Genomic DNA, 21,924 nt, shown 5'->3' on the forward strand with positions numbered 1-21,924 from the left:
CCAGGAAAAACCGGTCAAGTAAGGGTAGCCTTACCCGCATGACGGATCTGGTCGCCCGCGCCCAAGCCCTCGCCGATGATCTCCTCTTCCCCGCCGCCACCGAAATCGACCTCAAGGGCGAAGTGCCCTCAAGCCACTTCGACGCCCTCGCCGCCGAAGGCTTCTACGGCCTCGCGGCGCCCAAGGAAGCCGGCGGTCCGGGCGCCGACCTCCCGACGATCGTCCAGGTCCTCGAAACGCTGGCGGGCGGCTGCCTCAGCACGATGTTCACCTGGATCCAGCACCACGGCCTGGTCGCCGCGCTCACCACGGCCGACAACGCGGAACTGCGCGACCGCTACCTCCCGCGGCTGGTCAGCGGGGAACTCAAGGCGGGCGCCGCGTTCGCCGCGGTGATCCCGACCCCGCCCAGGCTGCGCGCGGAACGCGTCGAGGGCGGCTACCTGCTCGACGGCGAAGCCCCGTTCGTCAGCGGCTGGGGCGTCATCGACCTGCTCCAGCTCTGCGCCCGCGACGGCGACACCGTGGTGAGCGCGATCATCGACCCGGTGGCGGGGGAGCAGCTGGAGGCGCGGCCGCTCGACCTCGTCGCGGCGCAGGGCACGGCCACCGTGCACCTCGTCTTCACTCGCTACTTCCTGCCCGATGACCGCGTCTACGGGAAGATCGCGCACGCGGACTTCGTCGCGGGCAACACCTTCGCCTCCCGGCTCAACGGCTGCGCGCCCCTCGGCCTCGCCGCCCGCGCCGCGCGGCTCATCGAAGAACTCGGGAAACCCGACGTCGCCGCCGGGATCCGGGCCGAGATCGACGCGGTCCGCGGCAGGCTCGACGCGGCCCTCGCCGATCCGCCGTCGCTGCCCGCGGCCAGGGCGGCGGGCGCGGAGCTCGCCTTCCGGGCCGCGGGCGCGCTGGTCGCGGCCAACGGCAGCACGTCGGTGCTCGCCGGACGACACCCCCAGCGGCTCGTCCGGGAAGCCACTTTCCTGCTGGTCGCCGCCAGTCGCCCGGAAATCAAATCCGGTCTGCTGGAGCTCTTTTCCCGGAATTAGTGGAGGCCGAACACTCTCGTCTTGCGGTTGAGATCGTCGATGTAGGCGGCGGCGACGTGGGAGAAGTTGATCGCCACCTCGGAGTCGTCCCTCGTCTGGATCGTCTGCACCGAACCGGTGCGGACGAAATGCGAGAGATCCTTGGTCAGCCGTGCGGTTTCTTCCGTCGTGAGCGCGAAGAGCAGCGGCTCCCCGCCGGTGGCGAGATGGAGGACGAGCGCGGGTTTCTGGTCTGCCATGAATCCATGGCACCAGCCGTGATCACAACCGGGCAAGCGGGTTCGCTGCGGGCGTATCGGGCGCGTGGACTACGTTCATCCCGACGGACAAGACACCCGCGGGGGGGAAATGGCGATGCCGCATTCGTTCTCGTTGTCGCTGGCGGCGGTGGACATCCTGCTCGAACACGGCCGGTTCGGACCGGCGCCCGTCCCGTTCGAGGTCCCGCACATCGGCACGACGACCGATCAGCGCGCGATGGTGCGCGAGGCCGTCTTCCGCGATCTCGAAGGCCGCGGCCTGATGCGCGGCGGCAGGCTCGACGCCGACGTCGAACTCGCGATCGCCACCTTCGCCAATCCGCAGCTCGCCGTCTGGGCGGTCGCGCAGATGGACAAGGACAAGCAGCTGTTCGCGCGGGCGGCGACGAACGGGCAGTTCGCGGTCGTCGTGCGCCAGGAAGAGAACCTGCTCGTGTTCGAGGAGACCAGGCCGACCGCGATCGTCGCGTCGATCGTCGATCTGCTGCCGCTCACCCCGGCGGGCCCCGGTCAGTCGGTCACCATCGCGAAGCCGGCGAGCGCGCCGAAGCGCCCCCGGAACGACGACGCGTACGACCCCTTCGCCAACGTCAGCGGGCCGCGGTCGCACGGGTCGAACCCGCAGCAGCGGCAGGTGGAGCGGATCTTCGAGAAGCCGAAGACGCGAGTGGGCCAGTTCAGCGTGTTCATCCGCGGCGGCCAGGTGTTCCCGCCACTGGCGTGGTTCGACACCGAAGCGGGCCGCTTCATGATGACCTCGCGCCAAGCGGCCGACGGGCAAAGCTGGCTGACCTACGCTCCCGCCGACAACGCGAGGATCGCTCAGCAGCTGTACGCCCAGCTCGAAGGGCAGTTCTGAACGACTGGGAACCGGGGTGACGCCCGTTTCGTCACAGTTTCGGAGATCTTCGGCGATCGGTGAATCACCGTCGCGCAGAGTGCCCGGCTAGTAGACTTCCGGGCGATACGCACGGGCGAGCAGACGAGGCAGTGGGGCGGGCGATGGCTTTCGAAGCGGACGGCGGACAGGCGGCACCGGACTTCTCGATCGGCGCGGCCATGGGCGCGGCAGCCGGTTACGTGGCGGCGGGTGGCCTGAACGCGGCCGCGGTCGCCCAGGTGAGCGCGGAGACCCAGAAGCTGGTCTCGGCCGCCAAGAGCGGCGGCTTCAAGATCACCGCCGAAGGCGTCAAGCCGCTTCTCAAAGCGGTGCGCGACATGGGGGCCGAGCTCACCAGGCTGGAGCGGCAGACCATCCGGCTCTCCGAAGCGCCGCAGCTCGGCGACCACCCGTACGGCAGGACCGTCGCGGCCCACGACCAGAAGGGCGCCGCCCAGTCGGCCAATTCGGCGAGTGCGGTGCTCGGCAAGTTCAAGCAGGTGGTGCTGGACACCGAAGAAGCGCTGTTGCGCGCGTCGGGCCAGTACAAGAAGAAGGAAGACGAAACGGTCGAGGCGCTCGATCGGCTCAAGAACTGAGGCGGAATGAAGAAGCTGCTCCTCGTACCGCTGACCGCGGCCGCGCTCGTGCTCGCGGCCTGTTCCACCGAAAAGCCGGGCACCCCGTCCGCGGCGCCGTCGTCGCCGGCGCAAGGTGGCGAGTCCACCGCGCCGACGACGGCCACCGGTGGTGCCGACCCCGCGTCGATCGATCCGTGCTCGCTCCTCGGCGTGGCCGACCTCGCGTCGTACGGCACTTTCAAGGGGCCGGTTCCCCAGAACGACGCCGGTGCCCGTGGCTGCGAGTTCGCCAAGGAGGCCGAGTCGGCGGCGGACTCCGTTTCGCTCGGCGTCGACATCCGTGACAAGCAGGGCATCGACAGCGTCGCCGACAGCGGGAACGGCAAGACCACCGGCAACGTCAACGGCCGCAAAGCGGTGCTCGTCCCTAAGCCGCCTTCCGGCTGCCTGATGGCGCTCGAAATCGGCGCCTCCGCCCGGGCCGACATCGTGGTCGTCAGCACGGATCCGGAGAAGTCGTGCGGGATGGCGGAGAAGATCGCCGACATCGTCGAACCGAAGCTTCCGAAGGGCTAGGGGGAACAGAGGATGACCACCAACAAGGGTCAGATGACCGAGCAGGAGTACGTCAGCGGTCTCTCGCCCCAGGCCCGGGACCAGTACTACCAGGACAAGGCCAGCGGCGAGGCCGGCGACGGTCCGTTCGCCATCTTCCAGCGGCTGATCGCCCAGGGCAGGGCTCAGCAGCAGTCGGAAGACGTCGGGAACAAGACCGTCGACGAGCTGACCAAGAACAAGGACATCAAATACGTCGAGGGGCTCGAGCCGCCGAACGGCGACTACCTCGGCTACGACCACGAGAAGCTCGAACAGTTCGTCAACAGCAACCTGAACGTCGAGCAGGTCTCCGAGGTCTCGACCGCGTACCACGAGATCCACAAGGCCTTCGACACCTTCTCGAGGACGATGGACCAGGCCGTCACCGCCTCGCAGGGCACCTGGGAAGGTGACGCGGCGGGCAACGCGCAGGGCTACTTCAAGAGCCTCAGCAAGTGGTCCGAGGCGAACTCGCAGAACGCCAAGCTCGCCTCCGAGACGATCTACGACCAGGGCACCGCGGCTTCCACGGTGAAGAACACGATGCCCAAGCCGATCCCCTTCAACTGGAAGGACGAGGTCGGGGGGTGGATGACGTCGAACCCGTTCAATCTCGGCGAGAACATCGACAAGTCCATCCAGAAGCAGAAGGACAGCCAGGAGGCCCACACCCAGGCGGCCTCCGCCATGAACAGCTACGACAAGGCCTTGTACGAGGCCGCGTCGAAGCAGCCGGCGTTCGCCGAGCCGCCGAAGTTCGGCGAGGGCGGCGGTGGCGGGATCGACGATCCGGGCAGGCCGCAGCCGTACCAGGTCCCGCCCGGCTCGAACACGCCCGGCTCCAACAACCCCGGCAACACCTACATCCCGCCCGGCAACGGTGGCGGGGGCAGCGGTGGTGGCGGAGGCGGTGGCGGCGGCTACGGCTCCCAGTTGCCCGGCCCGGGCAGCACCACGGGGTCCGGCAGCCTCCCGTCGGGTACGACGCCGTCCGGCTTCCAGAACAACCCGGCGCCGATCACCACGCCCGGCCCCAACAACAACGCGATGCCGATCAGCCCCATGCCGATGGCGCCGCCCATGATGGGCGGTGGCATGGGTGACTCGGACTACAACAGCCGGACCGGCCGCGGTGGCGGCGGAAGCGGCTTCGGCCCCGGCAGCGGCGCCGGTTCGACACCCGGCTCGGGTTCCGCGTCCGGCGCGGCCCGCCCGGGCGGCGTCGGCGCCGCCGAAGCGGCCGCCGGCCGCGGTATGGGCGGTCTCGGCGGTGGCGCAGCCGGTCGCGGTGGTCCGGGGATGGCGGGCGGAGGAATGGGCGGCCGCGGTCAGCAGTCGGACGGAGACGAGGACACCGAGCACCAGCGTCCGACGTACCTCGTCGAGGGCGACCCCGACGAGGTGTTCGGGACCGACATGCGCACCGCGCCGCCGGTCATCGGCGAGTAGACGGACGAAAAAAGGGCCCCTCGCGCGAGCGAGGGGCCCTTTTTTCGTGGAGCTCAGTAGCGGTAGAACTTCTCCTTGCGGCCCTGGCGAACCAGCTTGAGCCACTGCAGGAAGGCCTTCGGATCCCGCTTCACACCGACGAAGTACAGGCCGAACCGCACCACTTCGAGCGCGCCGATCTTGCGCATGCCCGGCTGCGACAGCAGGTAGCCGCGGTTGCGGTAGGTGTAGTAGCGCTTGACCTCGTTCTCCGGATCCTGCGCGTGGAACCGGCCGCCCAGCATCGGCTTGAACTCGTCCGAGCCGTCCGGGTGCAGGTACGCGGTCTTGAGCGAGGTGCCGAACGGCAGCCCGGAACGCACCAGGCGCCGGTGCAGCTCGACCTCGTCGCCGCGGAAGAACAGCCGCAGATCCGGCACCCCGACGACGTCCAAAGTGGACGCCCGGAACAACGCGCCGTTCATCAGCGAAGCGATCCCCGGCAGGAAGTCGGCGCCCAGCTCCGACGACGATCGCTTCCAGGTCAGCCCGCGCCGCAACGGGAACGCGAGCTTGTCCGGCGCTTCGATGTTCGACACCACCGGGGAGATCTCGGCCAGATTCCGCTTCTCGGCCTCGTCCAGCAGGATCGCCAGGACGTTCTCGTCGGCGGGACGGCCGTCGTCGTCGGCCAGCCAGATCCAGTCCGCGCCAAGGGAAAGCGCGTGCAACATGCCGAGCGCGAACCCGCCCGCGCCGCCGAGGTTGCGGTGCGAAGGCAGGTACGTGAAGGGCAGCGGGTAGTTCTCGACGATGTCCCGCGCCGATTTGTCCGGCCCGTTGTCGACCACGACGAGGTGGTCGACCGGCCGGGTCTGCGCGGCGATCACCTTGAGCGAGTCCGCGAGCAGTTCCCGTCGATGGCGCGTGACGACCACGCCGACGACCGCGCCTTCGGGTAACTGCCGGGTCTCGTCGGTCATCCTTGGCCACCGTTCGTCGTCGCCACCGGCTCGGGTTCGATACCGAACCGCTCCAGCGTCTCCTTGCTCATGTTCTCGAACGGGTCGCGCCCCTTGTAGCCGGTGAGCACCTCGCGCAGCGAACCGCGCTGTTTGACGTGCCCCTCGTCCATCCAGATGGCGGAGTCGCAGAGCTCGAAGAGGAACTCGTCCGAGTGGCTGGCGAACACCAGGATGCCCGACCGCTTCACCAGCGCCTTCAGCCGGTCCTTCGCCTTGTTGAGGAACGCCGCGTCGACCGCGCCGATACCCTCGTCCAGGATCAGGATCTCCGGGTCGATCGACGTGACCACACCCAGCGCCAGGCGCACCCGCATACCGGTCGAGTAGGTCCGCAGCGGCATCTGCAGGTAGTCGCCGAGTTCGGTGAACTCCGCGATGTCGTCGACGCGGGCTTCCATCTGCTTCGCGGTCATCCCGAGGAACAGGCCGCGGATGATGATGTTCTCCAGTCCGGAGATCTCCGGGTCCATGCCGATGCCGAGGTCGAAGACCGGCGCGATCTTGCCGGAGATCTTCGCCGAACCGCGGGTGGGCTCGTAGATGCCGGACAGCAGCCGCAGCAGCGTCGACTTGCCGGCGCCGTTGTGGCCGACAAGGCCGACCCGGTCGCCTTCGCGGAGCTGGAGGCTCACGTCGTGGAGGGCTTCGATGATCGGCACCTTGCTCTCGGTGCCGATCTTGCCGCCGACCTTGCCCAGCACCTTCTTCTTCATGGAGCGGGTCTTCGCGTCGAAAATGGGGAAGTCGACGTAGGCGTTGTGCACATCAATGCTGACCATCTGTCACACCCAATAAGAGACGCGGGAACGGTAATTGCGCATCGCGACCAGCGCGAGACCCCAGCCGACGACGGTGATGCCGAGCACCACGTACCAGCTGTTGAGGCTGACGGCCTGGCCGATCAGCGGCGCGCGCACGATCTGGATGAAGTGGAAGAGCGGGTTGGCGTAGACGAACGGGAGGGCCGCCGAAATGCCGTCACGGGCCCCACCCGCCATCAGCTGGTCGATCGGCCACACGATCGGCGTCATGTAGAAGAGCAGCTGGATGAGCGAGTTGATCACCTGCGGGATGTCCCGGTAACGGGTCGAGATGATGCCCAGCAGCAGGGTGACCCAGCCGGCGTTCAGCGCGAGCATCAGGATGCCGGGGATCGCGCTCAGCGAGTACCAGCCGATGCCGGGGTGGCAGATACCGGAGAAGCCCTCGTAGCAGTTGCCGGTGTTCAGCGAGTACTGGTGGTTGAGCGAGGTGAAGAAGATCGCGACCACGATCACGTAGATGATCAGGTTGTGCGCCAGCATGAGGGTCTGCCGCCAGACCGTTCGCAGCACGTAGACCGAGAGCGGTGCCGGGAGCTGTTTGATCAGCCCCTCGTTGGAGATGAAGGTCTCCATGCCCTCGGACAGACAGCCGCTGATGAAGCCCCAGACGATGAAGCCCGTGCTGATGTAGGGAAGGAACGTCGCCGTCGGCATGTTGAACAACTGTGAGTACAGAAGCCCCAGGCCGAGCGCGATGACACCCTGGCTGATGGTGATCCAGAACGGGCCGATCACCGAGCGGCGATAGCGCTGCTTGATGTCCTGCCAGCCGAGGTGTCCCCACAGCTCTTTGGCGGCGAAACCGGTCTTGATATCGGCGAACGCGCGCGAAAAGGTCTTGCTGTCCGAAATCGGCGGAACCGAGGTCGGCGCAGCACCGTCGGCGGCGTGAACCGTGCTGGTGGCATGCACGGGAACGAGGGTACCGATGGGGCCGATGATGCCTGGGGCGCCCCGTCCCGACCACGGAACGCTACCGTCGGATTCGAACCCGAACGCGGTGCGTGTGCTGGTACTTTCTGCCCTCATGACTGCTGCACTCGGCGACGCGAGCCTGATGGTCAATCTGCTCGCCGCATACGCCGACCGGCCGGAGCCCCGTTCGGTGGCCGTGGTCGGGAATCAGCCGCTTCCGCCGGACCCCCGGCGGGCGAAGGCCATCGACGCGTGTGACCTCGTGATCCGCGTCAACGGCTTCGTCGTGGACGAGCCGGGCGGACCCGAAACGGTCGGTAGCCGGGTGCACGTCGTGGTGTTCAACCGGGCCGTCCGCGCCACCAAGCACGTCTTCCGTGACTACCGCAAGCGGCTCTACCTGCTGGTCGAGCCGGGCCGGATGCACTGGGAGCCCGAAGACATCCCGGGCTGGTGGCCCGGTGACCTCGGTTACGTGCCGGTGCCGAACCGCGAGGTCGTCCTGCCGCTGTCCGACGCGCTCGGGCTGCCGAGCCGCGAAGAAGGCCTGTGGTCGACCACCGGGACGCTGGCCGCGTGGATCGCGCGCACGTCGTTCCCGCACGCCACGCTGGTCCTGTCCGGGTTCTCGTTCATCGACGACCCGGCCCAGACCCACTGGGAGCACGCCGCGGGCGACTCCTGCATCGTCGGACCCGAGCACCGCATCGCCGCCGAGGGCAGGCTGCTGGACTCGTGGACGAAGACCGGCGAAACCGAACTCCTGCGCTGAACTCCCAGCCAGCCCATCCCGAGAAGGAACACCCCATGGCAGTGCAGAAACTCCGCAGCGGCGTGATCGGCCGGATCGCCCGGCTCATCGACTTCCGGATCGACGAGCGGCTTCGCGACCTCAACGGACGCGTCAACGACCTCGAACACGCCACCGCGGACCACCGCCGCCGGCTCGACGGCGCCGAGAGCGGCCTCGAACACGCCCGCGGCGACCTGCGCTGGACCCGCGCCGAGCTGGACCGCCTGATCCCGAGCGTCGCGGCACAGGAGGCCCAGCTGGAGGATCTGCGCGAGTCGCTGTCGCTGCCGGTGCACGCCGACAAGCCCGAACTGGCCGAGGCGCGCAGCCTGATCCAGGAGATCCAGCGCCAGCACGCCCAGATCCGCGTCCGGCTCGCCGGGATCGCGCGGTACGAGGACCGGCTGCGCCGGATCGAGGACCGCCAGCGCGAAACCATCGAGCAGACTCAGTGACCCGTGCTGGCTCGTGAGGCCACGGAGGCCGACGCCGGGTTGCTGCTCGCCTGGCGGAACGACCCTCGTACCCGGCAGGCGTCCCGTTCGACCGCGGTGATCACGCTCGACGAGCATTCCGCGTGGTTGCGTGGGGTGCTGGCGTCGCCGGACAGGGTGCTGTACGTCGTCGAACTCGACGGGGTCCCGGTCGGCACCGTCCGGTTCGACCGCGAGGACGAGGGCGTCTGGGAGGTCAGCATCACTCTCGCGCCGGAAAGCCGTGGCCGCGGATTGGCGGCTTCGGTCCTGGCGGAGGGCGAGCGGGCCTTCACCGCCGGTCACCGGGTGCGGGTGGTGGTCGCGGCCGTGCACCGGGACAACGCGGCGTCGGCCGCGCTCTTCGACCGGGCCGGGTACACCGAGACCGCGCCTGCCGTCGACGGTTTCCGGAAGCTGCGTAAGACTGTGTCCTGACCAGACCGTCGTCAGGGAGGCGTTTCGTCCATGTCAGCACAGGAAGTCCGGATCGGCGCGCACCGCATCGGGGCCGGGCATCCGCCGTTCGTCATCGCCGAAATGTCCGGTAACCACAACGGCGAACTCGCCAGGGCACTGGAGATCGTCGACGCGATCGCCGAAACCGGCGCGCAGGCGGTGAAACTGCAGACCTACCGGCCGGACACCATCACGATCGACGTCGACGCCCCCGCCTTCCGGGTCAGCGACTCGCATTCGCTGTGGGGCGGCGAGAACCTCTACAAGCTCTACGAGCGCGCCCACACGCCGTGGGAATGGCACGAGCCGCTGTTCGAGCGCGCCCGGGCCCGTGGCCTGGAGATCTTCTCCAGCCCGTTCGACCCCACCGCCGTCGAACTGCTGGAGTCGCTGGACGCGCCCGCGTACAAGATCGCCTCGTCGGAGATCGTCGACCTGCCGCTGATCGAACTGTGCGCGAAGACCGGCAAACCGCTGATCATCTCGACCGGGATGGCCAGCGTCGCCGAGATCGACGCGGCGGTCCGGACCGCGCGCGAGGCGGGCAACGACCAGCTGATCGTGCTCGGCTGCACCGCGAGCTACCCGGCGTCGCCGACCGAGAGCAACCTGCGTGGCCTGCCCGTCCTGGCGGGCGTGACCGGGACGCTCGTCGGCCTGTCCGACCACACGCCCGGCATCGGCGCCCCGCTCGCGGCTGTCGCGCTCGGTGCCGTAGCCATCGAAAAGCACGTGACGCTGGCCAGGAGCGACGGCGGTGTCGACTCGGAGTTCTCCCTGGAGCCCGCCGAACTGGCCGCGCTGGTCACCGAATCGCACCGCGCGTGGGAGGCGCTGGGCGCGGCGGTGATCGGGCCGCGCGAGAGCGAGAAGGAAGGCCTGCGGCTGCGGCGTTCCCTGTACGTCGTGGAAGACGTGCGTGCCGGGGACACGGTGACGCGGGAGAACGTCCGCTCGATCCGGCCCGCCGGTGGGCTGGCCCCCGCCGAGATCGTGAACGTGCTCGGCCGCACCTTCTCCTCCGATGTTCCGAAGGGCACCGCGCTCACCTGGGGCCTGATCTAGCCGAAGAAGCCGTGGACCTCGTCGATGACGCGGTCCACGTCGGCGTCGGTCAGCGCCGGGAACAGCGGCAGTGAGAGCTCCTGGCTGTAGTACAGCTCCGCGTTCGGGCACATCCCGCGCTGGTATCCGAGGTCCTCGAACACCGGGTGCCAGTACGCGGGGATGTAGTTGACCTGTACGCCGATTCCCTTGGCGCGCAAGTGATCGAACAGCGCGCGGCGGCGTCCTTCGAGGACTCGCAGCGGGTACAGGTGCCACACCGGATCCGCGCCTTCACGCACCGCGGGCGTCAGCACTCCGTCCAATGAGGACAGTGCGGCGGTGTAGCGCGCGTGGATCTCCGCGCGCCGCTTCTTGAACTCCGCGAGCCTGCGCAGCTGGCTGCTTCCCAAGGCGCACAACACATCCGGCAACCGGTAGTTCAGGCCGAACTCGTGCACCTCCTGATGCCAAGCGCCTTCGTCCGGATACCGCTGCGCCGCCTTGTCCCGCACCAGCCCGTGATTGCGGAAACCGCGGGCGCGCGTCAGCAGCTCGTCCGAACCGGCGACCACCGCGCCGCCTTCGGCCGTGGTGAGGTTCTTGGTGGGGAAGAAGGAGAACGTCGTGAGGTCGGCGAGCGAGCCGACCGGCCTGCCGTGGGAGCTTCCGCCCACCGAATGCGCGGCGTCTTCCAGCAGCAGTGCGCCGTTGTCGTGCGCGATCCGGCCGAGCTCGTCCAGCTCGGCCGGGTGGCCGGCGTAGTCCACGGCCGCGACGACCTTGGTCCGGGTGGTGACGACCGCCGAAGCCGCCGCCGGATCGAGGTTCCCGGTGTCCGCCTCGACATCGGCGAACACGACCTTGCCGCCGAGCAGTGCGGCTGTCGCGGCGGTGGCGACAAAGGTCATCGGAGACGTGACGACCTCGTCACCGGGACCGATCCCGGCCGCCGCGTACGCGACGTGCAACGCGGCCGTGCCCGAGGTGACGGCCACCGCCGGCGTGCCACCGGTGTGCTCGGCGAGGTCCGATTCGAAGCGCGTGACGGCGGGGCCGGTGGTCAGCCAGTCGCCGCGCAGCACCTCGGTGACGGCGGCGATGTCCTCGTCCGAAACGGACTGACGGCCGTAGGGCAGGAAGTCAGCCATACTGCTCGACCAGGTCGCGCAGCTCGTCCGCGTCGAGCCACAGGTCGTTGGTGTCCGAGCGGTAGGCGAAGTTCTCCGGCACGGCCTCGCCGCTGGTCGGCGGTTCGTAACCCCAGCCCGCGATATGCGGCTGGACGACGTACCGGTCGCTCAGCCGCACGGTGCGGCGGGCGTCGTCGGGGGCGATCATCTCTTCGTGCAGCTTCTCGCCGGGACGGATGCCGACCTCGTGCATCGGCGAACCGGGCGCGATCGCCTGCGCGAGATCGACCAGCCGCATGCTCGGGATACGTGGCACGTACAGCTCGCCGCCGTTCATCTGGTCGAAGGAATCGATCACGAACTGCACGGCCTGCGGGAGCGTGATCCAGAACCGGGTCATCTCCTTGTGCGTGATCGGCAGCGACTCGCCCTTGGCCGCGAGCGCGCGGAAGAACGGGATCACACTGCCGCGCGAGCCCATCACGTTGCCGTAGCGGACCACGGAGAACCTGGTCGGATGCGTCGCGGCGTAGTGGTTCGCGCTGATGAACATCCGGTCGGCGCACAGCTTCGTGGCGCCGTAGAGGTTGATCGGGCTGGACGCCTTGTCCGTCGACAGCGCGACGACCTTCTTCACCCCGGTGTCGATCGCGGCCTCGATGACGTGCTGCGAGCCGACGACGTTGGTCTGCACGAATTCGAACGGGTTGTACTCACCCGTGTCGACCTGCTTGAGCGCGGCGGCGTGCACCACGTAGTCGACGCCGTGCATGGCGCGCTCGAGGCGGCGGCGGTCCCGGATGTCGCCGATGAACCAGCGCAGCCGCGGGTCGTTGTCGAACTGCTGGCGCGCTTCGTACTGCTTGAGCTCGTCGCGGGAGAGCACGACCAGCCGTCGCGGGTTCAGCTCGGCCAGGGCGTAGGTGATGAACGCCTTGCCGAACGAACCGGTCCCGCCGGTGAGCAGGATGCTGGAGCCATCCAGCTCGGACATCGTTGACCTCCGCGTTTCGGTGCTACTGCCGCAGGACATCATGTCACCCATGGATCCAGACCCCGGGGCCCACGTGGTCAACGCCGTCATCCAGGCACGCGCGTCGTCCACCCGGCTACCTGGCAAGGTGCTCCGCCCCCTGGCGGGCCGGAGCGTCCTCGGCTGGGTCGTCCGGGCCGCCGCCGCTTCGCCGGGGATCGACAACGTCGTGGTCGCGACCTCGACGGAGGCCGACGACGACGCGGTGGCCGAGGAGGCCGCCCGGCACGGTGCCCTGGTCGCGAGAGGGCCGCTCGACGACGTCCTCGCGCGTTTCGCGGTCGCTATCGAGTCCTACCCGGCCGACGCGGTGGTACGGCTCACGGCGGACTGCCCGCTGCTGGATCCCCACCTCATCGGCCAGCTCGTGGCGCAGTGGCGCGCGCAGCCGTCGCTGGACTATCTGAGCACCGTGCTGGTGCGCACCCTGCCGCGCGGGTTCGACGCCGAGCTCGTGCGCACCGGGGTGCTCGCCGAACAGATCGAGACGGCCCGCGGCGCCGATCGCGAGCACGTCACCTCCGGCGTCTACGCGAACCCGGAGCGGTACTCGTGCGCCGGGATCGTCGTCAGCCCGCCCGCCGACGACCTGCGCGTGACTTTGGACACCGTCGAGGACTGGTCGGTCATCGAAGGGATCGTCGCCGAACTGGGCGACCGCGTCGGCGACTGGCGCGAGGTGGTCGCGGTGCTGCGCTCACGGCCCGAACTGGCGAAGCTCAACGAGCATGTCGAACAGAAGAAGGTGGCCAGGTGACCCGGCTGCTGCTTCGAGCCGACGCCTCGCCGTCGATCGGCGCCGGCCACGTCGCGCGCATGGTCGCCTATGCCGAACGCGCCGTCGCGCGCGGCTGGGAGGTCGTGTTCGCGGGCCGGGTGGACAACGCCGAATGGCTGGCCGCCCGGTTCGGCGAGCTTTCGGTCCCGGTGGTGCCGTCCGCGCCCTTCGAGGGTTTCGACGCGGTGGTCGTCGATCACTACGGCCTCGGCGAACTGCGTGAGGAGGTCAACGCCGCGGGCGCGCTGCTGGTGTCCATCGAGGACGACGTTTTCGGCAGGCGTGCGGCGGACCTCGTCGTCGACTGCGCCTTCGAGCCGGGTCCTCGTCCCGAAGACGGCTCGGGTGAGTTGCTGCGAGGCGCGCGCTACGCGCCACTGAGGGAAGCCGTCGTGCGTGCGCGGGAAAAGCGGTCCCAGGGCCCAGTAGGGGAACGACCGCGGATCACCGTCGTGCTGGGAGGAGGCGCGGAATGGGCCGAAACGGTCAGCGCGCTCCTACGCGCCCTTCGCGACACTCACGCGCCCTTCGAAGCCGACGTGCTCGTACGCGGTGAACCGACCGTGCCCGAACCGCTGCCCGGCCAGGAGTTCCGCATCGCGCCGCCGGGGCCGGGCCTGCTCGACCTGCTGGTGGAAACGGACGTGGCGATCAGCGCGGCTGGGGTGACCCTCCTCGAACTGTGCTGCCTCGGCGTGCCCACCGCCGTCGTCCGGCTCGTGGAGAACCAGGACGCGGGATATCGCGCGGCACTCGATCTCGGGCTGGCGGCCGGGTTGGGGAGCGCGGACGCGCTCGACGGCGGGGCCACCGAGACGCTCAGGGGACTGCTGTCGGACTCGGCCGTGCGTAACGGTCTTTCCGCGACTTCGATGGCTCTTGTGGACGGCCGAGGAGTCGACCGGGTACTGGACCGGCTGGAGAAGACGAGGATGGCGGAATGACGACCACGGCGGAGCGAAGCGAGGCCGACGCCGTCCCGGAACCGAAACCGCGTCGAGGACTTCTCGTCGTCCTGCTCGGTTTCGGAGCGCTCTTCCTCGCCGGATGCTGGGCGGCGTGGTTTTTCACCATCGACGACGCCTTCATCACCTTCCGGTACTCGGCGAACATGGCGGACGGCCACGGTCCGGTGTGGAACGTGGGCGAAGACCCGATCGAGGGCTTCACGAACTTCCTCTGGATGCTCTGGCACGTCCCGTTCGCCCTCGCCGGCCTGCCGTTGGAGACCGTCGCCAAGATGACGTCCGTCGTACTGGGCGGCTTGATCCTGGTGATGCTGGTCCGCGCCGGGCATCGCGCGGCGGGCGTCCTCGGCGCGCTCGTGGCGGGCGGCGCGCTGCTGCTGTTCGTGCCGACCTACTTCCACGTCACCGCCGGCCTGGAGACCATCGCGTTCGCCGCCGTGGTGCTGCGTGCCGCCATCGTCGGCGTGGACCTCGTCCAGGGCCGCGCGGTGCGCGACTGGGAACCGCCGCTCCTGCTGCTGCTCGCCGGGATGATCCGGCCCGAAGGTGTCCTCGCGACCTTCCCGGCCTTCCTGATCTGGCTGTGGCTCGGGCGTGGACGACGGCGGACCTGGGCGCTGGCGGCCGCTGTCCTCGTCCTCGGCGGTGGCTACTTCGTCTGGCGGTGGACGTACTTCGGGCATCTGTTCCCGAACACCTTCTACGTCAAGTTCGGCAACCTCGACGCCGGATCGGTCTGGCTGGAGACCACCGCCTGGCTCGTCCTCCCGCTGCTGGCGCTGACCGTCTTCCTGCTGTTCCGGAAGGCGAGCAGGGGAGCGGGCCTGGTGCTTTCGTCGGTCGTCCTGCTGACCGGCATGACCTACGCGGTTTCCGGGCCGACCATGGACTACATCCACCGCTTCGCGTTCCACGCCTTCCCCGTGCTGTGCCTCGGCGCGGGACTGGCGATGGCACACCTCGGCCGCCGGTGGATCGCCGCGGTCTCCGGCGCGGTGGCGGTCGGCTGGGTCGCCGTCACCGGTGCGCAGTCGACGGATCTGCCGGTGATCGCCAACTACGGTCCCGACCTGCAGCGCGCCCACGTCGCCATCGGCAAGGGCCTCGCGAACGCCCAGGTGCCGGAGGCGGCGCGGAGCCTGGCGGTCTCCGACGCGGGGGCGATCCCGTACTACAGCGGCTGGAAGTCGATCGACTACATCGGACTGAACGACGAGGCCATCGCGCACGGCGCCCCGCCGACGGACGTCGTCAAGGCCGTCCGCCCGACGGTCATCGTCGTCACCGCTCGCGACCGCGGCGCCACCCCCGGCTGGGCGTACGGCCTCATCGTCCCCGACGCGGCGCGCGACTATCAGCTGGTCGCGGACGTCCAGATGCGCGAAGGCTACTTCCAGGAGGTCTTCGCGCTGCCCGAGCACGCCGCGCGAATCCGCGCGGCGCTCGACGAGTCCGTCGGCGAGGCACAGCGCCGGAACGACCCCGGCCGGTACGAGGACACCATCGACCGCTGGCTCGACCGGCTGCGTGCCCAGCTGCCGGGAGGATGAGGGCATGGGGGTCAGTGCGGACTTCCGGACCCGTCTTCTGGAGCTCGTCGCCGCGGGTCTGACCATCTTCGAGATCCGGCCCCTGCTCGCCGCGGAGCTCGAGCGCGGTGTCTCGCGGGAGAAGCTGTATCAAGAACTGCTCGACACGATCCTGTTTCTCCGTGAGCAGGGCCGGGAGGCTGAAGAAGACCGTGTCGCGGATGTCGCCGACCTGATGTCGGACTGGGTTCCGCGGGAATATCGCTTGTAAGGGCGCGGACACTGGATCAAGGACCGTAACTGTCCTCGATCCGCCCTACCGTCGTCCCCATGACCATCACGCCGTTCACGATCGACGTCCCGCAGCGCGACCTCGACGACCTCACCGCCCGCCTGGCGAACACCCGCTGGCCGGACGAGATAGACGGCGTCGGCTGGGGCCTCGGGACGCCGCTCGGGTACCTCCAGGAGCTCGCCGAGTACTGGCGCCTCCGCTACGACTGGCGCGCCCACGAGGAACGCCTCAACGGCTTCCCCGGATTCCTGACGAACCTCGACGGGGCGAACGTCCATTTCCTGCACGCGCGGTCGCCGGAGCCGGACGCGATCCCGCTGGTGCTCACGCATGGTTGGCCGGGGTCCATTGTGGAATTCCTCGACGTCATCGGGCCGCTTTCGGACCCGCGCGCGTATGGCGGCGACCCGGGGGACGCGTTCCACGTCGTCGTGCCGTCGCTGCCGGGGTTCGGTTTCTCCGGGCCGACGACCGACGCGAACTGGGGCACCGGCCGGATCGCCGACGCCTGGGGAGTGCTGATGTCGCGCCTCGGGTACGAGCGATTCGGGCTGCACGGCGGTGACTGGGGCGCGATCGTGTCGCGCGACGTGGGCGTCCGGTGCCCGGAGCGGGTGATCGGCGCGCATCTGACGATGCTGCCGCACGCGGTCCCGGAATCCGAGGCCGATCTCGCAGGGCTCACCGGCGAAGAGCTCGCGCGGGGTGAGGCGGCGCTGGCGCGCGGGCGGGAGTTCCAGAGCGGCGAGCTGGGCTACGCGATGATCCAGGCGACCAAGCCGCAAACGCTTGCCTACGGGCTCACCGACTCACCGGCCGGGCAGCTCGGCTGGCTGGTGGAGAAGTTCAAGTCCTATTCGGACTCGCGGGACGTCCCGGAGGACGCGATCGATCGCGACGATCTGCTCACCAGCGTGATGCTCTACTGGCTCACCGGCACGGCGAACTCGTCTTCGCGGATCTACGCCGCGCTGGGTCCGGCCTGGGGCGAGGGGCCGGCGAAGTCCACAGTGCCCACCGGCGTGGCCGTGTTCCCGAAGGACACCGGCCTGCCGATCCGGCACCTCGCCGAGCGCACCGACAACGTCGTGCACTGGTCCACTCCGGACCGAGGGGGTCACTTCCCGGGGCTGGAGGTGCCGGACCTGCTCATCGAGGACCTGCGGGCCTTCTTCCGCCCGCTGCGCTGACTCGCGGATGTCATGAAAGGGTCGTTCAGGACGAAAAACGTCCTGAACGACCCTTTCATGACATTTGGAGAGGGGGCGCGTGTCAGAGGTACTGGCCCGGCCCGTGCGACTCGCCGGCGGCACCGTGGCCGCCTAGCGCGCCGCCCGCGGAAGGACCCGCCGGCAGCCCCCGCCGCATCTGCTCCAGCTGCACCCGCGCCGCCATCTGCTGCGCGAACAGCGCGGTCTGGATGCCGCTGAACAGCCCTTCCAGCCAGCCGACGAGCTGCGCCTGCGCGATCCGCAGTTCGGCATCGGACGGCGTCGAGTTCTCGGTGAACGGCCGCACGAGCCGCTCCAGCTCGTCCTGCAACTCGGGCGCGAGCGCCTGCTCCAGCTCGCGGATCGAGGTCTGGTGGATCTCGCGCACGCGGGTGCGGCTAGCGTCGTCCAGCGGCGCGGCGCGGACCTCCTCCAGCAGCTGTTTGATCATCGTGCCGATGCGCATCACCTTGGCGGGCTCTTCGACGAGGTCGCCGAGCGATTCCTCGTGTGCCTCTTCGCCGGAGTCGGCGCCGGGGGAGGCGACGCGCGCGGTGCCGACCGGAGTGCCGTCGGGACCGACGACCACCACATGGTGTGTGGAGTCTCCTCCGCCGTCACCGGGGGTGGTCGATTCGCGGGAAACTGGGTCGGTCATGTGCTCCATCCTGGCCTACGTCGGGCACGAAGCGCAGTGTGGTTTTCAGCGCCGTCTCCGAGCGTAGCGGGAATCGTCGCGCCCCGTGATCGGGCAGCCAACCCCGGGTAAAGCGCCAAACCGCACGTCCGTACGGTGTCCACATGGCGTTCGACGTCGCTCGTATCCGTGGGTTGTTTCCCGCGCTGGGTGACGGCTGGATTCACTTCGACGGCGCCGCCGGAATGCTCGTACCTGAACAGGTCGCTTCGGCCGTATCCACGGCCATGCGCGCTCCGGTGTCCGGGCCGGGTGGAGCGTTTCCGGCCTCCCAGCGCGCGGAAAGCATTGTCACGGCCGCTCGCCGGGCGGTCGCCGACCTGGTCGGCGCCGACCCGGCCGGAGTCGTGCTCGGACCCAACGCGCCCGATCTCATCCGCCGTCTCGTCGACGCGATGGCCGATCGCTGGACGATCGGTGACGAGGTCGTCGTCTCCCGGCTCGACGAGGAGGCCAACCTCGCGCCGTGGCGCCGCGCGGCGAAACGCGTCGGCGCGGTCGTGCGCTGGGGCGAGATCGACATCGAGACCTGCGAGCTGCCCGCGTGGCAGTACGAGAACCTCGTCTCCGCGCGCACCAAGGCCGTCGCGGTCACGCTGGCGTCCGGTTCGGTCGGCACGCGGCCCGACGTCCCGACGGTGATCGAGTTCGCCAAACGTGTCGGCGCGCTGGTCGTCGTCGACGCGACGTACGCGGCGCCGTTCGTGCCACTGGACCTCAACGCGCTCGGCGCCGACGTGATGGTGGTTTCGGCGCAGGCCTGGGGCGGGCCGTCGGTGGGGGCGCTGGTCTTCCGCGATCCCGAACTGCTCGAACGGCTGCCGTCGGTCTCGCTCGACCCGGCCGCGCGCGGTCCGGCCCGGATGGAGCTGGGTCCGCACGCGTACCCGTTGCTGGCCGGGCTGATCGCGTCGATCGACTATCTGGCCGGTCTGGACGACGCCGCGCTGGGCTCCCGGCGCGAGAAGCTGGTGACGTCGCTGGGCTCGGCGAAGTCGTACCACGCGGGACTTCTGGCACAGCTGTCCACGGAGCTGCGTTCGCTGCGGCACGTCATGGTCATCGGCGACGCCATGCGCAGGATCCCCGCGCTCGCGTTCGCCGTCGCGGGCAAGAAAGCACCCGAGGTCGCCGAATACCTGGCGTCCCAGGGGCTCTGCGCCTTCGCCGACGACGGGACGAGCGGTGTCTTCGGGTCGCTCGGCGCCGCCGAAGTCGGCGGCGCCGTCCGCATCGGGCTCGCGCACTACTCGAACGTCTTCGAGGTCAATCAGCTCGTCCGAGTGCTGGAAGAGATCCGCTAAGACTTCGCCGCCAGCAGAACCTTGCCGAAAACCGTGCCTTCTTCGAGCGCGCGGTGCGCGGACGCGGCTTCGGCCATCGGGACGACCTGGCCGACGATCGGCTTCACCGAACCCTGCTCCACCAACGGCCAAAGCCGCTCGCGGACGTCGGCGACGATCGCCGCCTTCTGCGCCAGGGGCCGCGACCGCAGCCCGGCGGCGTACACGCTCACGCGTTTGCCGAGCAGCTTGCCGATGTTGAGCTCGCCCTTGACCCCGCCCTGCATGCCGATGATCACCAGCCTGCCGTTGGCCTTCAGCGCGTCGATGTTGCGGTCGAGGTACTTGGCGCCCATGTTGTCGAGGATGACGTCCGCGCCGCCGGTCTCGGCGCGCAGCACCTCGACGAAGTCCTGCTCCTTGTAGTTGATCGTGATGTCGGCGCCGAGCTGGCGGCAGCTCTCCAGCCGCGCTTCCGAACCCGCCGTCACCGCGACCGTCACGCCGAGCGCCTTCGCGACCTGGATCGCGTGCGTGCCGATGCCGCCCGCGCCGCCGTGCACGAGCAGGACCTCACCCTCGGACAAGCCGGCGTGCATCACCACATTCGCCCAAACCGTGCACGCGACTTCGGGCAGTCCGGCGGCCGCGAGCAATTCGACTTCGGCGGGAAGCGGAAGCAGTTGTCCGGCCGGAACGGCGACCTTTTCCCCGTAGCCACCACCGGCGAGCAAAGCACAAACTTCGTCGCCGATTCGCCATCCTTCGACGCCTTCGCCGATTTCGGCGATCGTGCCCGAACATTCGAGCCCGAGGATTTCGCTGGCACCCGGCGGCGGAGGATAGTTTCCCTGACGTTGCAGCAGGTCAGCGCGGTTGACGGCGCTCGCGGCGACCTCGATGACGACTTCGCCTTCACCCGCCACGGGATCAGGGACCTCGGTCCATTCGAGAACATCGGGATCGCCGGGCTCACGGATGGTGATCGCGTACATACAAACGACCCTATCCCGGTGTCGTAAAGTCCGCCGAACGTCGGTTGACCTGTGGCGCAAACCACACAAAGGTGACGCCCATGTCATATTCGCGAAGAAGCATTGTTCCCTCGATCGTGGTGATGGCCACCGCCGCGCTCACGGTCGGAATGGCTCCCGCTGCGACAGCGGCCACGGGGATCGACGGTCCCGCGCTGGCGAAGCAGCTCGTCAGCAAGGTCGACGTGAACAACGTCAACCGGCACCTGGTCGCGTTCCAGCGGATCTCGGACGCGAACGGCGGCCGCCGCGCCGCCAGCACCGAAGGGCACAAGAAGTCCGCGGAGTACGTCGCCACGAAGCTGGAGCAGGCGGGCTTCACGGTCACGCGGCAGGAGTTCCCCTTCACCTACGCGGAAACCCTCGCGGAGAGGCTGACGGTCGCGGGCGCCGACGTCCCGATCATCATCATGTCCTACAGCCCGTCGACTCCGGACGGCGGAATCACCGCCCCGCTCGCGGTGGTCCCGGTCGACGACACCAGCGGCTGCGAAGCGGCCGACTACGCCGGCGGAGTCACCGGCAAGATCGCGCTGATCCAGCGCGGTGGCTGCTCCTTCGCGCAGAAGCAGGCGACCGCCGCCGCGGCGGGTGCCGTCGGTGCGATCGTCTACAACAACGTCCCGGGCCCGGTCAACGGCACCCTGGGCGACCCGTCCGCGGCCAAGATCCCGACCGGTGGCATCACCCAGGCCGACGGCCAGGCGCTCGCCGGCAAGGCCGGCGCCTCGGTCACCCTCGACCTGCGTGCCTTCCAGGAGGAGCGGACCAGCTACAACGTCCTCGCCGAGACCAAGACCGGCCGCAAGGACAACGTCGTGATGCTCGGCGCCCACCTCGACAGCGTCACCGAGGGCCCCGGCATCAACGACAACGGCACCGGCTCCGCCGCGCTGCTGGAGACCGCGCTGCAGCTGGGCAGCAAGCCCAAGGCCAACAACGCCGTCCGCTTCGGCTGGTGGAGTGCCGAGGAGTTCGGTCTCGTCGGCTCGACCTACTACGTCAACTCGCTGAGCTTCGAGCAGCAGCTCGACATCGCGCTCTACTACAACTACGACATGATCGGCTCGCCGAACGCGGCGTACTTCGCCTACGACGGTGACAACTCCGACGGTGTCGGCGCGGGTGCGGGCCCGTACGGTTCGGCTCAGCTCGAAAAGACCCTGGTCGACTACCTCCAGCTCGGCAAGGGTGTCCCGGTCGAGGGCACGGACTTCACCGGTCGCTCCGACTACGGCCAGTTCATCGCGGTCGGCATCCCGTCCGGTGGCCTGTTCACCGGCGCCGAAGGCGTGAAGACCGCGGCGCAGGCGGCGAAGTGGGGCGGCAGCGCCGATGTCGCTTACGACAAGTGCTACCACCAGGCGTGCGACAACCTCGGCAACGTCGACCGCGTCGCGCTCGAGCGCAACTCCGACGCCGTCGCGTGGGCGCTGGGCGTGTACGCGACCAGCACCGCGAACATCAACGGTGTGTCGGGCAGCTCGACTGCGAAGGCGAAGGCCCTTCGCGCGACTGAGCGGTCTCAGCAGCGAAGCATGACGGCTTCGGTCCAGGCCGACGACCACCACGTCGCCGCGTAGCAGCCCTTCGAATGCAAGGAACGGTCCTTTCCTCGCAAATTTTGCGAGG

The 21,924-nt window shown here is 69.0% G+C and carries 24 protein-coding genes; 16 read left to right on the forward strand and 8 right to left on the reverse strand.

Features of this window, described 5'->3' with window-relative positions:
* The first annotated feature begins 38 nt into the window (after positions 1 to 38).
* Entirely contained in the window at positions 39 to 1,052 is a 1,014-nt protein-coding gene (locus DMC61_RS03275) for an acyl-CoA dehydrogenase family protein (protein WP_125686672.1), read from the forward strand.
* Here DMC61_RS03275 and DMC61_RS03280 read toward each other — a convergent pair.
* A complete protein-coding gene (locus tag DMC61_RS03280; protein WP_125686674.1) occupies positions 1,049 to 1,291 on the reverse strand; it encodes a hypothetical protein in 243 nt (80 codons plus the stop codon). The genes DMC61_RS03275 and DMC61_RS03280 overlap by 4 nt on opposite strands.
* A gap of 115 nt (positions 1,292 to 1,406) precedes the next feature.
* On the opposite strand from DMC61_RS03280, the gene DMC61_RS03285 reads away from it, so the two are divergent.
* The 4 genes from DMC61_RS03285 (at position 1,407) to DMC61_RS03300 (ending at position 4,819) form a co-directional block, all read left to right on the forward strand.
* The gene (locus tag DMC61_RS03285; protein WP_063277345.1) at positions 1,407 to 2,171 is read left to right on the forward strand and encodes an ESX secretion-associated protein EspG; all 765 of its coding nucleotides are present in this window, start codon (positions 1,407 to 1,409) and stop codon (positions 2,169 to 2,171) included.
* A 143-nt stretch (positions 2,172 to 2,314) separates the two neighbouring features.
* Positions 2,315 to 2,791: a hypothetical protein gene (locus tag DMC61_RS03290; RefSeq protein ID WP_228709301.1), complete on the forward strand. Its 477-nt coding sequence runs from the start codon at positions 2,315 to 2,317 to the stop codon at positions 2,789 to 2,791.
* Positions 2,792 to 2,797: 6 nt separating this feature from the next.
* Positions 2,798 to 3,349: a DUF3558 family protein gene (locus tag DMC61_RS03295; protein ID WP_125686678.1), complete on the forward strand. Its 552-nt coding sequence runs from the start codon at positions 2,798 to 2,800 to the stop codon at positions 3,347 to 3,349.
* Between the two features lie 12 nt (positions 3,350 to 3,361).
* A complete protein-coding gene (locus DMC61_RS03300) occupies positions 3,362 to 4,819 on the forward strand; it encodes a hypothetical protein (protein ID WP_125686680.1) in 1,458 nt (485 codons plus the stop codon).
* A 53-nt stretch (positions 4,820 to 4,872) separates the two neighbouring features.
* Here the strand turns inward: DMC61_RS03300 and DMC61_RS03305 are convergent, their stop codons facing one another.
* Genes DMC61_RS03305 through DMC61_RS03315 form a run of 3 tightly spaced genes read right to left on the reverse strand, consistent with a single transcriptional unit; the run spans position 4,873 to position 7,559 of the window.
* Positions 4,873 to 5,781 carry a glycosyltransferase gene (locus tag DMC61_RS03305; RefSeq protein ID WP_125686682.1) on the reverse strand — a complete coding sequence of 303 codons (909 nt, stop codon included), beginning with the start codon at positions 5,779 to 5,781 and terminating at the stop codon, positions 4,873 to 4,875.
* A complete protein-coding gene (locus DMC61_RS03310; RefSeq protein WP_125686683.1) occupies positions 5,778 to 6,602 on the reverse strand; it encodes an ABC transporter ATP-binding protein in 825 nt (274 codons plus the stop codon). The genes DMC61_RS03305 and DMC61_RS03310 overlap by 4 nt, the downstream gene beginning before the upstream one ends.
* 3 nt (positions 6,603 to 6,605) lie before the next feature.
* Positions 6,606 to 7,559: an ABC transporter permease gene (locus tag DMC61_RS03315; RefSeq protein WP_199749876.1), complete on the reverse strand. Its 954-nt coding sequence runs from the start codon at positions 7,557 to 7,559 to the stop codon at positions 6,606 to 6,608.
* 145 nt (positions 7,560 to 7,704) lie between these two features.
* Here DMC61_RS03315 and DMC61_RS03320 point away from each other — a divergent pair, with 145 nt between their 5' ends.
* Genes DMC61_RS03320 through pseI form a run of 4 tightly spaced genes read left to right on the forward strand, consistent with a single transcriptional unit; the run spans position 7,705 to position 10,352 of the window.
* Positions 7,705 to 8,334 carry a hypothetical protein gene (locus DMC61_RS03320; RefSeq protein WP_038507558.1) on the forward strand — a complete coding sequence of 210 codons (630 nt, stop codon included), beginning with the start codon at positions 7,705 to 7,707 and terminating at the stop codon, positions 8,332 to 8,334.
* 35 nt (positions 8,335 to 8,369) lie between these two features.
* Positions 8,370 to 8,810, forward strand: coding sequence for a hypothetical protein (locus tag DMC61_RS03325; RefSeq protein ID WP_038507561.1), 441 nt, complete (start codon positions 8,370 to 8,372; stop codon positions 8,808 to 8,810).
* A gap of 3 nt (positions 8,811 to 8,813) precedes the next feature.
* Complete coding sequence (locus tag DMC61_RS03330; RefSeq protein WP_125686685.1) at positions 8,814 to 9,266, forward strand: GNAT family N-acetyltransferase; 453 nt, start codon at positions 8,814 to 8,816, stop codon at positions 9,264 to 9,266.
* Positions 9,267 to 9,296: 30 nt separating this feature from the next.
* On the forward strand, positions 9,297 to 10,352 hold the full coding sequence (gene pseI, locus DMC61_RS03335; RefSeq protein WP_125686687.1) for a pseudaminic acid synthase: 1,056 nt from the start codon (positions 9,297 to 9,299) through the stop codon (positions 10,350 to 10,352).
* Here pseI and DMC61_RS03340 read toward each other — a convergent pair.
* Positions 10,349 to 11,482, reverse strand: coding sequence for a DegT/DnrJ/EryC1/StrS aminotransferase family protein (locus tag DMC61_RS03340; RefSeq protein WP_125686689.1), 1,134 nt, complete (start codon positions 11,480 to 11,482; stop codon positions 10,349 to 10,351). The two genes, pseI and DMC61_RS03340, sit on opposite strands and share 4 nt — an antisense overlap.
* Positions 11,475 to 12,458 (reverse strand): UDP-N-acetylglucosamine 4,6-dehydratase (inverting), encoded by a 984-nt coding sequence (gene pseB / locus DMC61_RS03345; protein ID WP_125686691.1) that lies wholly within the window; start codon positions 12,456 to 12,458, stop codon positions 11,475 to 11,477. The genes DMC61_RS03340 and pseB overlap by 8 nt, the downstream gene beginning before the upstream one ends.
* A gap of 49 nt (positions 12,459 to 12,507) precedes the next feature.
* Between pseB and DMC61_RS03350 the strand changes: the two genes are divergently transcribed.
* From DMC61_RS03350 to DMC61_RS03370, 5 genes are read left to right on the forward strand one after another with little or no spacing between them, the layout of a single operon-like run.
* Positions 12,508 to 13,254 (forward strand): cytidylyltransferase domain-containing protein, encoded by a 747-nt coding sequence (locus tag DMC61_RS03350; protein ID WP_125686694.1) that lies wholly within the window; start codon positions 12,508 to 12,510, stop codon positions 13,252 to 13,254.
* The gene (locus DMC61_RS03355) at positions 13,251 to 14,219 is read left to right on the forward strand and encodes a spore coat protein (protein ID WP_125686696.1); all 969 of its coding nucleotides are present in this window, start codon (positions 13,251 to 13,253) and stop codon (positions 14,217 to 14,219) included. Before DMC61_RS03350 ends, DMC61_RS03355 begins: the two co-directional genes overlap by 4 nt.
* Positions 14,216 to 15,793, forward strand: coding sequence for a hypothetical protein (locus DMC61_RS03360; protein WP_125686698.1), 1,578 nt, complete (start codon positions 14,216 to 14,218; stop codon positions 15,791 to 15,793). Before DMC61_RS03355 ends, DMC61_RS03360 begins: the two co-directional genes overlap by 4 nt.
* A 4-nt stretch (positions 15,794 to 15,797) precedes the next feature.
* The gene (locus DMC61_RS03365; protein ID WP_016330706.1) at positions 15,798 to 16,043 is read left to right on the forward strand and encodes a hypothetical protein; all 246 of its coding nucleotides are present in this window, start codon (positions 15,798 to 15,800) and stop codon (positions 16,041 to 16,043) included.
* Between the two features lie 59 nt (positions 16,044 to 16,102).
* Positions 16,103 to 17,257, forward strand: a complete 1,155-nt coding sequence (locus DMC61_RS03370) for an epoxide hydrolase family protein (RefSeq protein WP_125686700.1) — start codon at positions 16,103 to 16,105, stop codon at positions 17,255 to 17,257.
* A gap of 82 nt (positions 17,258 to 17,339) precedes the next feature.
* Here the strand turns inward: DMC61_RS03370 and DMC61_RS03375 are convergent, their stop codons facing one another.
* Positions 17,340 to 17,945 (reverse strand): bacterial proteasome activator family protein, encoded by a 606-nt coding sequence (locus DMC61_RS03375; RefSeq protein WP_125686702.1) that lies wholly within the window; start codon positions 17,943 to 17,945, stop codon positions 17,340 to 17,342.
* A 134-nt stretch (positions 17,946 to 18,079) separates the two neighbouring features.
* On the opposite strand from DMC61_RS03375, the gene DMC61_RS03380 reads away from it, so the two are divergent.
* Positions 18,080 to 19,279: a cysteine desulfurase-like protein gene (locus tag DMC61_RS03380; protein ID WP_016330709.1), complete on the forward strand. Its 1,200-nt coding sequence runs from the start codon at positions 18,080 to 18,082 to the stop codon at positions 19,277 to 19,279.
* Here the strand turns inward: DMC61_RS03380 and DMC61_RS03385 are convergent.
* Positions 19,276 to 20,253: an NAD(P)H-quinone oxidoreductase gene (locus tag DMC61_RS03385; protein ID WP_125686704.1), complete on the reverse strand. Its 978-nt coding sequence runs from the start codon at positions 20,251 to 20,253 to the stop codon at positions 19,276 to 19,278. The two genes, DMC61_RS03380 and DMC61_RS03385, sit on opposite strands and share 4 nt — an antisense overlap.
* A gap of 80 nt (positions 20,254 to 20,333) precedes the next feature.
* Here DMC61_RS03385 and DMC61_RS03390 point away from each other — a divergent pair, with 80 nt between their 5' ends.
* On the forward strand, positions 20,334 to 21,875 hold the full coding sequence (locus DMC61_RS03390) for a M28 family metallopeptidase (protein ID WP_199749877.1): 1,542 nt from the start codon (positions 20,334 to 20,336) through the stop codon (positions 21,873 to 21,875).
* Positions 21,876 to 21,924: the final 49 nt, after the last annotated feature.

Origin of the sequence: Amycolatopsis sp. WAC 04169 (genome assembly GCF_003947535.1) — a bacterium.
Lineage (GTDB): Bacteria > Actinomycetota > Actinomycetes > Mycobacteriales > Pseudonocardiaceae > Amycolatopsis > Amycolatopsis keratiniphila.

Excerpts from the sequence above, each read along its gene's own strand:
- DMC61_RS03295 (WP_125686678.1), top strand. The coding sequence starts at position 2,798 with ATGAAGAAGCTGCTCCTCGTACCGCTGACCGCGGCCGCGCTCGTGCTC.
- pseI (WP_125686687.1), top strand. The coding sequence starts at position 9,297 with ATGTCAGCACAGGAAGTCCGGATCGGCGCGCACCGCATCGGGGCCGGG.
- DMC61_RS03310 (WP_125686683.1), bottom strand. The coding sequence starts at position 6,602 with ATGGTCAGCATTGATGTGCACAACGCCTACGTCGACTTCCCCATTTTC.
- DMC61_RS03385 (WP_125686704.1), bottom strand. The coding sequence starts at position 20,253 with ATGTACGCGATCACCATCCGTGAGCCCGGCGATCCCGATGTTCTCGAA.
- DMC61_RS03380 (WP_016330709.1), top strand. The coding sequence starts at position 18,080 with ATGGCGTTCGACGTCGCTCGTATCCGTGGGTTGTTTCCCGCGCTGGGT.
- pseB (WP_125686691.1), bottom strand. The coding sequence starts at position 12,458 with ATGTCCGAGCTGGATGGCTCCAGCATCCTGCTCACCGGCGGGACCGGT.
- DMC61_RS03290 (WP_228709301.1), top strand. The coding sequence starts at position 2,315 with ATGGCTTTCGAAGCGGACGGCGGACAGGCGGCACCGGACTTCTCGATC.
- DMC61_RS03280 (WP_125686674.1), bottom strand. The coding sequence starts at position 1,291 with ATGGCAGACCAGAAACCCGCGCTCGTCCTCCATCTCGCCACCGGCGGG.
- DMC61_RS03300 (WP_125686680.1), top strand. The coding sequence starts at position 3,362 with ATGACCACCAACAAGGGTCAGATGACCGAGCAGGAGTACGTCAGCGGT.
- DMC61_RS03275 (WP_125686672.1), top strand. The coding sequence starts at position 39 with ATGACGGATCTGGTCGCCCGCGCCCAAGCCCTCGCCGATGATCTCCTC.
- DMC61_RS03365 (WP_016330706.1), top strand. The coding sequence starts at position 15,798 with ATGGGGGTCAGTGCGGACTTCCGGACCCGTCTTCTGGAGCTCGTCGCC.
- DMC61_RS03360 (WP_125686698.1), top strand. The coding sequence starts at position 14,216 with ATGACGACCACGGCGGAGCGAAGCGAGGCCGACGCCGTCCCGGAACCG.
- DMC61_RS03285 (WP_063277345.1), top strand. The coding sequence starts at position 1,407 with ATGCCGCATTCGTTCTCGTTGTCGCTGGCGGCGGTGGACATCCTGCTC.
- DMC61_RS03340 (WP_125686689.1), bottom strand. The coding sequence starts at position 11,482 with ATGGCTGACTTCCTGCCCTACGGCCGTCAGTCCGTTTCGGACGAGGAC.
- DMC61_RS03375 (WP_125686702.1), bottom strand. The coding sequence starts at position 17,945 with ATGGAGCACATGACCGACCCAGTTTCCCGCGAATCGACCACCCCCGGT.
- DMC61_RS03325 (WP_038507561.1), top strand. The coding sequence starts at position 8,370 with ATGGCAGTGCAGAAACTCCGCAGCGGCGTGATCGGCCGGATCGCCCGG.
- DMC61_RS03305 (WP_125686682.1), bottom strand. The coding sequence starts at position 5,781 with ATGACCGACGAGACCCGGCAGTTACCCGAAGGCGCGGTCGTCGGCGTG.
- DMC61_RS03390 (WP_199749877.1), top strand. The coding sequence starts at position 20,334 with ATGTCATATTCGCGAAGAAGCATTGTTCCCTCGATCGTGGTGATGGCC.
- DMC61_RS03320 (WP_038507558.1), top strand. The coding sequence starts at position 7,705 with ATGGTCAATCTGCTCGCCGCATACGCCGACCGGCCGGAGCCCCGTTCG.
- DMC61_RS03350 (WP_125686694.1), top strand. The coding sequence starts at position 12,508 with ATGGATCCAGACCCCGGGGCCCACGTGGTCAACGCCGTCATCCAGGCA.
- DMC61_RS03370 (WP_125686700.1), top strand. The coding sequence starts at position 16,103 with ATGACCATCACGCCGTTCACGATCGACGTCCCGCAGCGCGACCTCGAC.